Source organism: Pseudarthrobacter phenanthrenivorans Sphe3, from assembly GCF_000189535.1.
Lineage (GTDB): Bacteria > Actinomycetota > Actinomycetes > Actinomycetales > Micrococcaceae > Arthrobacter > Arthrobacter phenanthrenivorans.
Map to the genome: position 1 here is coordinate 61077 of NC_015146.1, position 11421 is coordinate 72497.

12 protein-coding genes and 5 pseudogenes are annotated in these 11421 nt (G+C 62.1%); 11 read left to right on the forward strand and 6 right to left on the reverse strand.

From position 1 onward, the window contains the following. Positions 1-5: 5 nt before the first annotated feature. Positions 6-350, reverse strand: a pseudogene (locus ASPHE3_RS21730) (YceI family protein); the annotation flags it as partial. Between the two features lie 43 nt (positions 351-393). Here ASPHE3_RS21730 and ASPHE3_RS20030 point away from each other — a divergent pair. The 3 genes and pseudogenes from ASPHE3_RS20030 to ASPHE3_RS20040 form a co-directional block, all read left to right on the forward strand. Then, positions 394-684: a transposase gene (locus ASPHE3_RS20030; protein WP_013599941.1), complete on the forward strand. Its 291-nt coding sequence runs from the start codon at positions 394-396 to the stop codon at positions 682-684. Between the two features lie 5 nt (positions 685-689). After that, complete coding sequence (locus ASPHE3_RS20035) at positions 690-1622, forward strand: IS3 family transposase (protein ID WP_013602994.1); 933 nt, start codon at positions 690-692, stop codon at positions 1620-1622. Further along, positions 1609-2139: pseudogene (locus tag ASPHE3_RS20040) on the forward strand (transposase); the annotation flags it as partial. The gene ASPHE3_RS20035 and the pseudogene ASPHE3_RS20040, both read left to right, overlap by 14 nt. Before the next feature lie 122 nt (positions 2140-2261). Here the strand turns inward: ASPHE3_RS20040 and ASPHE3_RS20045 are convergent. From ASPHE3_RS20045 to ASPHE3_RS21745, 5 genes are all read right to left on the reverse strand, one after another. After that, on the reverse strand, positions 2262-2453 hold the full coding sequence (locus ASPHE3_RS20045; protein ID WP_013602996.1) for a ferredoxin: 192 nt from the start codon (positions 2451-2453) through the stop codon (positions 2262-2264). A 25-nt stretch (positions 2454-2478) separates the two neighbouring features. After that, positions 2479-3720: an NAD(P)/FAD-dependent oxidoreductase gene (locus tag ASPHE3_RS21735; protein ID WP_013602997.1), complete on the reverse strand. Its 1242-nt coding sequence runs from the start codon at positions 3718-3720 to the stop codon at positions 2479-2481. 125 nt (positions 3721-3845) lie between these two features. Next, positions 3846-4724: a VOC family protein gene (locus tag ASPHE3_RS20060; RefSeq protein ID WP_013602998.1), complete on the reverse strand. Its 879-nt coding sequence runs from the start codon at positions 4722-4724 to the stop codon at positions 3846-3848. Continuing rightward, a complete protein-coding gene (locus ASPHE3_RS20065; RefSeq protein ID WP_013602999.1) occupies positions 4711-5217 on the reverse strand; it encodes a cupin domain-containing protein in 507 nt (168 codons plus the stop codon). Before ASPHE3_RS20065 ends, ASPHE3_RS20060 begins: the two co-directional genes overlap by 14 nt. Before the next feature lie 639 nt (positions 5218-5856). After that, positions 5857-6345: a DUF3560 domain-containing protein gene (locus ASPHE3_RS21745; RefSeq protein WP_013603000.1), complete on the reverse strand. Its 489-nt coding sequence runs from the start codon at positions 6343-6345 to the stop codon at positions 5857-5859. 171 nt (positions 6346-6516) lie between these two features. Between ASPHE3_RS21745 and ASPHE3_RS22380 the strand changes: the two genes are divergently transcribed. The 8 genes and pseudogenes from ASPHE3_RS22380 to ASPHE3_RS22865 all read left to right on the forward strand — a co-directional run bounded on the left by ASPHE3_RS22380 (position 6517) and on the right by ASPHE3_RS22865 (position 11389). Then, positions 6517-6693, forward strand: coding sequence for a hypothetical protein (locus tag ASPHE3_RS22380; protein ID WP_013603001.1), 177 nt, complete (start codon positions 6517-6519; stop codon positions 6691-6693). 33 nt (positions 6694-6726) lie between these two features. After that, on the forward strand, positions 6727-7014 hold the full coding sequence (locus tag ASPHE3_RS22385; protein WP_013603002.1) for a hypothetical protein: 288 nt from the start codon (positions 6727-6729) through the stop codon (positions 7012-7014). Between the two features lie 327 nt (positions 7015-7341). Further along, a pseudogene (locus tag ASPHE3_RS22170) lies at positions 7342-8325 on the forward strand (IS256 family transposase); the annotation flags it as partial. Between the two features lie 249 nt (positions 8326-8574). After that, positions 8575-9969: a transposase gene (locus tag ASPHE3_RS22175; RefSeq protein WP_254363165.1), complete on the forward strand. Its 1395-nt coding sequence runs from the start codon at positions 8575-8577 to the stop codon at positions 9967-9969. Positions 9970-10049: 80 nt separating this feature from the next. Next, positions 10050-10181 (forward strand): annotated as a pseudogene (locus ASPHE3_RS22180) (transposase); the annotation flags it as partial. A gap of 38 nt (positions 10182-10219) precedes the next feature. Beyond that, a complete protein-coding gene (locus tag ASPHE3_RS20095; protein WP_013599941.1) occupies positions 10220-10510 on the forward strand; it encodes a transposase in 291 nt (96 codons plus the stop codon). A gap of 5 nt (positions 10511-10515) precedes the next feature. Further along, positions 10516-11184, forward strand: a pseudogene (locus ASPHE3_RS22975) (IS3 family transposase); the annotation flags it as partial. A gap of 82 nt (positions 11185-11266) precedes the next feature. Continuing rightward, positions 11267-11389 (forward strand): hypothetical protein, encoded by a 123-nt coding sequence (locus ASPHE3_RS22865; RefSeq protein WP_302050776.1) that lies wholly within the window; start codon positions 11267-11269, stop codon positions 11387-11389. The last annotated feature ends 32 nt before the right edge of the window (positions 11390-11421 follow it).

The window sequence follows — 11421 nt, forward strand, 5'->3', positions numbered from 1 at the left end:
CAAACTTAGGCGTTGGTTGCTATAAACGCGGCGTCGATGTTAATCGTGACTTTGTCTCCGACCAGGACGCCCCCTGCTTCAAGAGCGGCGTTCCACGTTAGGCCAAACTCTTTGCGGCTGATCACCGTTGTGGCAGAGAACCCCGCCCGAGTTGCACCAAACGGATCGACAGTCACGCCGTTGAATTCGGTGACCAGGGTTACGGGCCTAGTGATGCCGCGGATTGTCAGGTTCCCCTCCAGGTTGTATGTGTCGCCATTGCTGCTGCATCCGGTGGACTGGAAGGTAACGGTGGGAAACTGCTCGACGTCGAAAAAGTCCGCGCCGCGAACATGGGCATCGCGGTCTGAGGTGTACTACTGATGTGAGACACAGTTTGAAAGGATTGTGCTCATGTCTGCTCGACTTACCTATTCCGATGAGTTCAAGGCTGATGCCGTTGAGCTCGTGGTTTCATCTGGGCGTTCACCCGCCTCTGTCGCTCCGGAGCTCGGCATTTCCGTTACCGCGTTGAAACGCTGGGTGCGACTGTCCCGTGAAGGGCAAACGGAGGGCGGCGGCAAACCGGATGATCCGGTGGATCCTGCGAAATACAAGGCTTTGGAGGCACGGCTGCGCGAGCTGGAGAGGGAGAACGATTTCCTGAAAAAAGTTTCGGCGTTCTTCGCCAAAGAACAACGGTAGAGGACTTGTACCGAGTTGTTCAGGAGAAGAACGCCGACTTCCCGGTGGCCTGGATGTGCCGTCAGCTTGATCTCCCACGGGCCACGTATTACCGGTGGCTGGACGCCGCAGAAACCCCGACCGCGCTCCGTCGCCGGGAGCTGACCGATCAGGTGAAGACCGTCTTCGATTCCTCCGACGGGATCTTCGGCCACCGCATGGTCCACACCAAATTGGCCGCCGCCGGCATCGAGGTTTCAGTGGGTACCGTGGCCGGGATTATGGCCGAGAACGGGTGGGTCGCCAAGCGGATGCGCGCCTTCAAGCGCACCACCATCCCCTCAGATCCGGACAAGGTCTTCGCGGACCTCATCGGCCGGGACTTCACAGCAGAAGCACCCGGAACGCGCCTGGTCGGAGACATCACCTACCTGCGCACTGACGAGGGATGGCTCTACCTGGCCACCGTCATCGACCTGTGCACCCGCATGGTCGTCGGCTGGGCTATGGCTGAACACATGCGCGCTTCGCTGGTCACCGGGGCCCTGACGATGGCCAGAGACCGCGGCCATTTGAGTCCCAACGCGATTTTCCACAGTGATCATGGAACGCAGTACACGTCACGCGAAATGGGCGCCTGGTGCGCCGGGAATAACATCCGCCAATCCATGGGCGCCACCGGGGTGTGCTGGGATAATGCCGTGGCGGAATCGCTGTTCTCATCGCTGAAAAACGAGTTTTACCATCACCACCCGCCAGGACGCCAGACTGGCCACTATGCGCTACATCGAAGTGTTCTACAACCGCTGGCGGCCTCACACCAACAACGAAGGCCTGCCGCCGGCGACGGCTATGGCCAACTTCACAACCAGAAACCAACAGCTTCCCGCTGCTGCCTGACCGAAAAGAAACTACGCGACTGTCTCACATCCTTGACACACCTCAATGCGGGCCAATAATGTGCTGCCCGTACTCGAAGACCTGAAGGACGGATCCTTCCTCTCTGCGGTCTACTCCGGCCCCAAGGACCGGCGCAACAACAAGGACCCCATCACGGTCCGGGTGATCGAATACACGGTCACCACCGGCGAAGAGGTCAGCGAATTCCGCCTCATCACCACCCTTCTGGATCCGGACGCGGCACCGGCGCAGGAGCTCGCCGAGGCCTACGCCAGGCGTTGGGAAATAGAGTCCTGTTTCGACGAACTCAAAACCCACCAGCGCGGACCCGGAATCGTGCTGCGTTCCAAAACCCCCGACGGGGTCCTGCAGGAGATCTACGGACATTTGTGCGTGCACTACGCCATCCGATCCCTCATCGGCGGTATCGCCGACGATTTCGACGAGGATCCCCTGCGGTTCTCTTTCACATGGACCCTCCGGGCCGCACGGCGCTCTCTCGCCGCGCGCCCGGCTTTTTCCCCCTCAGCGCCTGGCCGAGACATTCACCATCTTCTGCCGGGAAATCCTTCATGAACTCCTGCCCCCACGCCGACAGCGCTCCAACCCCCGTGTCATCAAACGCAAGATGTCCAATTGGCCACTCAAACGAATACCAAAGACACCTAAGTAAACGGCATTGGAACTAAGAGGACTGCTCAGTCCTCTTCAATGGTCAGCGCCCTGGAGGGGCACTCCCGTGCTCCCGCACGCGCGTCGGCTTGCAGCTCTGCAGGCGGTTCCGGAAGCAGAACCTTGACGACGGCACCATCAAGGTCGTAGACATTCGGCGCGACGGCCGCACAGTTTCCATACGCCATGCATTTTTTTGGATTTGAGGTGATTTTCACTTTTTCTCCTGCCTAGCCGACGCCCTCATGCAGCGGCCTGGTTATCTGAAATTTCCTTCTCAAGGTTTTCGACAAATGCAAGATTCAACTCGGCCACGTCGGTGATACGGCGTCGGACTCCGAGCATCCATGACCGGGCATTGATGCCAACGAGGGCGCTGGGCGCTCCGTCGCGGAAGTACACGAACAGGCGCTTGTTGTCCTTTGCTTCTGAGCCAAGCAGCTCAACACGGTCGTCTCCGCGCGGGGAACCGATAATTTCAATCCTCGAACCAAACTGATCGGACCATACGTAGGGGACGGAACGGAATGACCGGGCTTTTCGCCGCCCGGCAAGCAGATTCGCTGCCGCAACCTCTCCCAGCTGAACCGCGTTGGTCCAGTGCTCGATTCGCCGCTGAAAACCCTGCAGGGGATGGTTTATCCGGGCAACGTCGCCCGCAGTAACAATTGAGTCACTGACAAACAATTTGTCATCGCAGACGACCCCGTTGTCGATCAGTACGTCCGAGTCAGCCAGCCACTCCGTGTTGGGCGCGGCCCCAATGGAAAGGAGCACATTATCGAACTCAAGGCGGGTTTCATCGTCGTTGATCACCTGAACGGACGGGACGCCGTTAACGGAACCAACCACCACCTTGCGCACCATGGATTCTGTGCGCACATCCACTCCGTGCTGTCGTTGAATATCGGCCAGCACCCGACCAACGCGGGTACCCAGAATGGCAGCCATAGGCTCAGGGTCCCGTTCGAGCATAGTCACCGCCACACCCATCCGGCGGGCGGCAGAGGCTACTTCCGAGCCCAAGAAACCTCCCCCGATGATGCCCAGAGTCTGTCCGTTACGGAGGTCTTCAGCCAGCCGCTGTGCATCCCCCATCGTCCTGATGACATGCACTCCCTCTTGATGAGGGTCCAGGCCCGGCAGACTCCGCGGCCGTGCGCCGGTTGTAATAATCAGTCCGTCATAGGAAAGATCGCCGTCTACGCCGAGAAGCAATCGTTTGTGCTCACGATCCAGGCCTGTTGCGCGGACGCCGAGGCGAAACTCAAGCTTGAGCGACTCGACCTCTTTCGGCGTCAATAACGCGATGTCTTCTCGCGCCCAGTCGCCCAGGAGAAACTGTTTGGACAGCGGAGGCCGGTCATAGGGCATTTCGGATTCTTCGCCCACCAGGATTATTCGTCCGTCGTACCCTTCCGCGCGCAGTGTCTGCGCAGCGCGCGTACCTGCCAGTGAGGCCCCGACAATAACTATCGTCTCCATTTAATGCTCCGCATTGTTCAATTCGACTGTCCTTACGTTCGAGCTCGAGTCTGATTCCGAGTCACGCGCCGGCCTCCGATCGGGGATGAGGGTGGCCGGCCGCCTGAGGTCAGACCTGAATCTCCTTAGGAACCTTCAGCCATGGAAGCCGGGGGCTTGTGGCCCCACGGGCTGAAAGCCTCGTCGAAGTTGGTCCAGATACCGGGTTCGGAGATGTCAACCCTCGGCATGTTGGCCGAGAGCTCATACCGGTTTCCGTTGATCCAGAAGTAGCAATACTGGTTTCCGCCGACACCGTGACGGCCCGGGCCAACTTCGACCTGAATGCCCGCCCTGGACAGCACATCTGCAGCTTCGCCCAGGTGTTCGAACGAATCCATCGCGAGGGCATAGTGGTTGAGCGTTGCGTTCGGGTTCTGGGTGCTAAAAACGGCGATATCGTGGTGGAACTGGCTGAACCGGGTCCAGGCCGCGCCGACAACGCCGGGCGCAGGCTGGAAAATGTCCGAGACCCTGCCCTCGAGCACGTTGACGATGAAGTCCGTGAGTCCGCCCGCATCCTGCGCGTGCAACGTGATGTGGTCGAAGTCCCTCGCCCGAATTCCTTGCTGGTGGGCGCCCGCAGAACTAGGGTTGAGGTACCCGCGTTCGACCACGGTGTCGACCAGTTCAATGATGTGTCCGCTCGGAGCAGTGAAGCTCAGGGCAACGCGGACACCGGGATCGACGTCGGTGCGCTGCTCCGTGTGGATGCCCGCGTCGGCCAGCCGTTTGGCGTAGTACGCGATGTCATCACTGGAGTCCACCTTGACGCCAAAGCGATGAACACCGCTTCGTCCTTCACGGAGAATGAGGTCGCTGACTCCGTCGATTCCGCACCCGAAACGCACGGCGCCATCCTCACGGCCCAACTCCTTGAACCCCAGAACGTCTGTGTGGATCGCCGCAGCCTCGTCGATATCCGAGACGCCCAACTCGGCATAGGCAACTCTACTGATTCCCATGTGGGGCATTCCTTTCGTCGTTTTTGGTGAATTGCTTATATGAAATATTTCCGGCGCTTTCACGCCGGTTAATCCCCAGGGAGTCAAGCAGGCGGGAATTCTCCACCAGGATCATGCGCACTTCGTCCACGGAGTCGTTGTAGTGCCGGTGCCAGACCATGGGAGGGGTGTAAATGAAATCGCCCGGACCCCAGGTCAGCGTTTCAGGTCCGATTTCGGAATATCCGGTTCCTACCGTCACGCAGTGCACCGACTCGTGCAGGTGCCGTTGAAGGTCCGATGCTTCGCCCGGCGGAATGGATTGGAGATAGAATTCCATCGCCTTGGCTGGAACATCAGCCAGAACCCCAATTTCGGTGGGATTGCCGGTCACGTCTGCCGTGAGCCAGACCGCGCTGTCAGCACGGGTGACCAGGGACGCGGGCATCGAAGCTTCCGGATCGGAGTGCTTCATCTCTTGCAGCTTGTCGAGCCATTGGTCGAAGTTCGTCAACGTAATTCTCCGTGACTTCTGGCAAGGCCCAGAGCGGCCGGTGGTCCTGCAAAGGCCGTCAGGGAGGGGGCGAAATCCGCCACCCGGACTTTAGTGCCACGCATCTAATATTTCTCCTTTGAAATGCTAAAATCTTAGAATTACTATAGAGGCTGCCGTTGCCGTGCGCAAGGGTCTTCTGGATCAAGTTCCAGAGCCGGAAGCGGCCTATAAGAGGACCCCGTTCTTACCTTCCGCCTTGATGGCCGCGTGGACCTCCTGAATCGGGTAGCGACCCGCGATGCGCTGGCGAACGAATCCTCCATCCGCGAGGCGGACGAGCCGGCTCAAGAGTTCGGATGACGGAGCAGTCATCTGAGACGCGGCCTCCACGCCCGCAGCTTGAACCCGCTCCGGGTCGTGTTGGGTAGCCACGGAGACCATGAGTAGGGCTCGGGCCCAACCCCTGTTGTGGCGTCCACGATGGCGTCAATCTGTGAGAGGCCGTCCAGCCAGGGCTGGCCCCGGAAGTCGAATGCGAAATCTGCATGTGCCCGAATGCCGGCGGCATACTCGCCATCATCTAACACCTCTGTTCACGCAGCCATTCGGCAATCGCGGTGATTGCCTCGCGGTCCTCATCAGTGAGGGTTCCCAAGGTTATGGTGCTGACGCCGAAGGCTTCATCAAGGTGCTGACGCCGAAGGCTTCATCAAGGTGCTGACCGAGGTGCCGGTTCAGGACCGCGACTGATTCGGCTGCTGTCAGGTCAATCCACCGAACCGGTTCATTGATCCGCAGCGTGTACGTCAGGCGCCCATCCCGCCATGCCGTTGTGTGGGCGGCAGCTTCGGCACGCTCTGCAGCGTCCTTGGCCTCTTCGTACGCGGAAGCTGCGCGCATACTGCGGTCAGCGCGGGCGATAGCAGCACGGTGGCGGCCTTCGGAGTGGTGCCCGATCGTGATCGGCTCGCCGCCTTCGGGCAGGCGTGCGATGTCACGGCGCTGCCGCTCCCAGACTGCATCCTCCTTCGCGGAGCGGCCGGCAGCCTTGGCGTTCCGCGCCTCCACCCGATCCTCCTGGCGGGCAGCTTTGTTGGCTTCAACTTCGGCCGTGGTCCGAATGTCGGTACTGAGATCGGTGTTCACTTCAAATCCTGCTTCGCGCAAGGCGGTCAGTACGCCGCAACCGTAGAGCGCGCTACGTCAATCAACGCCCGTGCCACCAAGCGCGGCTTTACCGGCCGCATCGAGGTCACTGGCAGCACGCGTGAAGTCACCGAGACTGACCAGGCCCGGCTCAAGCGGACACACCTCGTCGTGGACACGGAAATCACCGGAGAGGCCCCCTGCTACAACGGCTGGACGTTCCTGGCAGCCGTAGACACCGTAGAGACGGCAGACGGGGCGGACTTCGTCATCCGCTCAGCGCCCGGTGTCGAAGAGTCAGTGGTGGACCGCTCCGCCTTGGAAGCTGGCCGGTACCAGCACTGCTAGTCCATCCGCAACAACCGCAAGTACACGTACCTGGTGCGCAAGGTCGAAAACGGCGAGACGGTGCAGGTCGGCTCCAGCTGCATCAAGGACTTCACAGGCTGGGCTGCCAAACCCGTCTTCATCAGTGTTGTTAACCTCACCGAAGACCTCGGCGGCTTCATCGGCGGCTTCGCCTCAGCCCCCGAAGACACCCCGGAAACCGTGGTTGCCCTGGCATGGGCAACCAGCCGGATCTACGGCTTGGCGGCGGCTCCGCCGCATCCAACGCCAACCGCACAATCAGTCGCCCAACTCCATGACGGCGGGCCAGCGCACGAATAGACGGCCCCTCCACCCGTGCGTCCCGGCGAATTCTGGCGAACAGCTCCACTTTTGACCCCATCCCATGCCCTCCACCCTTGGAAACCAGATGAGAACAACGCTGGGATGGGTCCAAATTAAACCGTCACAAGCCACCCGGCGAGTCGGCAGGTGGGCTCAAATCAAACCAGGCGGATTCTAACCATCGACCCTTCTATGAAGCTTCTATATCTCGTCAACCCCCAATTCGCTGCTGGCGGCGGTGTTGGGACTGTAAATTTACCGGTGTAACTCCTGAGGAAGAAGGAGAGCCCCGTGACTGATGTGACGACCTCTGCGACCGATGCAGTGGATGAGGAATTGGTTCGGCAGTTGACAGAGCGTGCCCGGACCGAGGGACTGCAGCTGGCCGGGGAGGGCGGACTGCTGCAGAAGCTGACCAAGCTGGTCATGGAGTCGGCGTTGGACGGCGAACTGGACGATCATCTGGGATACGACAAGCACGATCCCGCTGGCCGGAACGGCGGTAACTCCCGCAACGGCCGGCGGCCGAAGACGCTGCTGACCGAGGCCGGGCCGGTGGAGATCTCGGTGCCCAGGGACCGCGACGCGTCGTTCGAGCCGCGGATCGTGGCCAAGCGGCAGCGCCGGCTGACCGGTGTGGACGACCTGGTGATATCCCTCTCGGCCAAAGGCCTGACCCACGGCGAGATCGCGGCGCACCTGGCCGAGGTTTATGGAGCCGAGGTGTCCAAACAGACCATCTCCACGATCACCGACCGGGTGCTGGAGGGGATGGGCGAGTGGCAGAACCGCCCGCTGGACCCGGTGTATCCGGTGATCTTCATCGACTGTGTGAACGTGAAGATCCGCGACGGCCAGGTCGCGAACCGCCCCATCTATGTCGCCCTGGCCGTCACGGTTGACGGCACCCGGGACATCCTCGGGCTGTGGGCCGGTGAGCACGGCGACGGCGAGGGCGCGAAGTACTGGCTGCGGGTACTGACCGAGATCAAGAACCGTGGGGTCGCTGACTGCTGCATCGTGGTCTGTGACGGGCTGAAAGGCCTGCCGGACGCAATCGCGAGCGTATGGCCGCAGACTGTGGTGCAAACATGCATCGTTCACCTGCTGCGCAACAGCTTCCGCTATGCCTCGAAGAAGGACTGGTCGCAGATCGCCAAGGACCTCAAACCGGTCTACACCGCCCCGTCCGAGGCGGCCGCGCTGGATCGGTTTGCGGAGTTCTCCGGCAAGTGGGAGAAGCGGTACCCGGCGATCATCAGCCTCTGGACCAACGCGTGGGCGGAGTTCGTTCCGTTCCTGCAATTCGGAGCCTGTCGCAGAATGGCGTGTCCCAGCCCGGATGGTGGCGGGGGCTTGGGAGAATCGGGTATGGCTCGGAGTTATCGTCCTGTGCGGCGTGATCAGGTGTTTCTGCTTCCGCCGGACATGCGGGACTGGCTGCCGGAAGATCACCTCGTTTGGCTTGTCATCGAGATCGTCGAGACGCTCGATATGTCGGCTTTCGAGGCGTCGCGGCGGCGGGGCGGGGTCGGCGCAGCGGGATACGATCCGCGGATGCTCCTGGGGCTGCTTGTCTACGCGTACTGCCGTGGCGTGCGGTCCTCGCGTCAGGTCGAGCGGCTCTGCCATACGGACATCGCGTTCAAGGTGGCGTGCGCCGGCGATGTGCCCGACCATGCGACGATCGCGAGGTTCCGTGCCGTGTCCGAGGAAGCGTTCGCCGGGTTGTTCGCGCAGGTGCTGCTGATCGCCGCACGGGCGGGGCTTGCCCGGTTCGGCACGATCGCGATCGACGGGACGAAGATCCCCGCGAACGCGTCCATCGACGCGAACCGCGGTCGGGACTGGTTCGAGCAGCACGCGGCAGAGATCGCCGCCGGGGTCGTCGAAGAGGCCCAGCGCGTGGACGCAGCCGAGGATGCGCTGGCCGCCCGCGGGGCTGACGAGGGCGGTGACCGTGTCCGTGGGGCGCTGGCCATGAGGTCGGCGCGGGCCGAGCGGATCCGTCGCGCAGCGGCGGAACTTGCCCAGCAGCAGGGTCGACTGGACGCCGATCGCGACGCCCGCCAGACCGGGGCTCAGGCCCGGCTGGAGACATCCCGGGCCGGGCGGCCGGTGCGAGGCCGGATCCCTGACGGTCCGCTACGGCTGGCCGAGGCGAGGGCGCATCTGGAACGGGAACTGCGTGACCACCAGGCCAAGCTCGATCGCAGGGCCGCGTTGATCGCCGCGGGGAAGAAGCCGATGGGCGCCCCGTCCGTCCCTACCGAGGAGCACTCCCGGATCATCCGGGCCCGCCGTGTCGTCGCTGCCGCCGAAGCCGCCGCGGCGCGCGACGGGCAAGCCCCGACAAGGAGCCTGTCCAAGGCCGTCGCGAACACCACCGACCCGGACTCGCGGGTGATGCCCACACGCCGGGGATTCGTCCAGGGGTACAACGCGCAGGTCGCCGTCACCGGTGACCATCTCATCGCCGCCGTCGATGTGAACCAGCAGCCCAACGATATGCCCTCGTTCGTTCCCATGATGAGCGCGGCCACCAATGCCGCCTCGGGCCTGCACGCGCGGACCGGCTCGCCTGAGCATCAGATCGGGGTCGTGCTGGCCGATGCCGGCTACTGCAGCAACAAGAACCTGGAGGCGCCCGGCGCCGACCGGATCATCGCCTTGGGCAAGGGTCGCGAACAGCATGCCAAGGCAGTCCGATCCCCGGCATCCGGCCCGCCGCCGGCCGGGGCGAACGCACGGGAAGCGATGGCCCACCGCCTCCGAACACCCGAAGGATCAGCCGCTTACAAGCGCCGCGGCGCAACCGTCGAACCCAGCATCGGAACCCTCAAGACGATCCTGAGCAGATTCTCCCGGAGAGGCCTTGATGCAGCCCGCAGCGAGCTGAACCTCGCGGCCGCCGCCTACAACATCCGGAAGATCCACACGGCAACCGCCTGAGGCGCTGGCCGCGGGGACCAGGCGAGCCGACCTGCCGACCCCGACCAACAGGCCCCCGTCACCATCCGGGCTGGGACACGCCATTCTGCGACAGGCTCTTCGACAACGAGATCCGCACCGTGATCTGCACGACCAACGCGATCGAGAGCATCAACGCGCGCATCCGCCGGGCCGTGAATGCCCGTGGACATTTCCCCACCGAACTGAGGTGTACTACTGATGTGAGACACAGTTTGAAAGGATTGTGCTCATGTCTGCTCGACTTACCTATTCCGATGAGTTCAAGGCTGATGCCGTTGAGCTCGTGGTTTCATCTGGGCGTTCACCCGCCTCTGTCGCTCCGGAGCTCGGCATTTCCGTTACCGCGTTGAAACGCTGGGTGCGACTGTCCCGTGAAGGGCAAACGGAGGGCGGCGGCAAACCGGATGATCCGGTGGATCCTGCGAAATACAAGGCTTTGGAGGCACGGCTGCGCGAGCTGGAGAGGGAGAACGATTTCCTGAAAAAAGTTTCGGCGTTCTTCGCCAAAGAACAACGGTAGAGGACTTGTACCGAGTTGTTCAGGAGAAGAACGCCGACTTCCCGGTGGCCTGGATGTGCCGTCAGCTTGGTCTCCCACGGGCCACGTATTACCGGTGGCTGGACGCCGCAGAAACCCCGACCGCGCTCCGTCGCCGGGAGCTGACCGATCAGGTGAAGACCGTCTTCGATTCCTCCGACGGGATCTTCGGCCACCGCATGGTCCACACCAAATTGGCCGCCGCCGGCATCGAGGTTTCAGTGGGTACCGTGGCCGGGATTATGGCCGAGAACGGGTGGGTCGCCAAGCGGATGCGCGCCTTCAAGCGCACCACCATCCCCTCAGATCCGGACAAGGTCTTCGCGGACCTCATCGGCCGGGACTTCACAGCAGAAGCACCCGGAACGCGCCTGGTCGGAGACATCACCTACCTGCGCACTGACGAGGGATGGCTCTACCTGGCCACCGTCATCGACCTGTGCACCCGCATGGTCGTCGGCTGGGCTATGGCTGAACACATGCGCGCTTCGCTGGTCACCGGGGCCCTGACGATGGCCAGAGACCGCGGCCATTTGAGTCCCAACGCGATTTTCCACAGTGATCATGGAACGCAGTACACGTCACGCGAAATGGGCGCCTGGTGCGCCGGGAATAACATCCGCCAATCCATGGGCGCCACCGGGGTGTGCTGGGATAATGCCGTGGCGGAATCGCTGTTCTCATCGCTGAAAAACGAGTTTTACCATCACCACCCGCCAGGACGCCAGACTGGCCACTATGCGCTACATCGAAGTGTTCTACAACCGCTGGCGGCCTCACACCAACAACGAAGGCCTGCGGCCGGCGACGGCTATGGCCAACTTCACAACCAGAAACCAACAGCTTCCCGCTGCTGCCTGACCGAAAAGAAACTACGCGACTGTCTCACATCC

Coding starts and splice junctions, on each gene's coding strand:
- ASPHE3_RS22865 (WP_302050776.1), top strand. CDS start 11,267: ATGCGCTACATCGAAGTGTTCTACAACCGCTGGCGGCCTCACACCAAC.
- ASPHE3_RS20030 (WP_013599941.1), top strand. CDS start 394: ATGTCTGCTCGACTTACCTATTCCGATGAGTTCAAGGCTGATGCCGTT.
- ASPHE3_RS20095 (WP_013599941.1), top strand. CDS start 10,220: ATGTCTGCTCGACTTACCTATTCCGATGAGTTCAAGGCTGATGCCGTT.
- ASPHE3_RS20060 (WP_013602998.1), bottom strand. CDS start 4,724: ATGGGAATCAGTAGAGTTGCCTATGCCGAGTTGGGCGTCTCGGATATC.
- ASPHE3_RS21735 (WP_013602997.1), bottom strand. CDS start 3,720: ATGGAGACGATAGTTATTGTCGGGGCCTCACTGGCAGGTACGCGCGCT.
- ASPHE3_RS22175 (WP_254363165.1), top strand. CDS start 8,575: ATGCTCCTGGGGCTGCTTGTCTACGCGTACTGCCGTGGCGTGCGGTCC.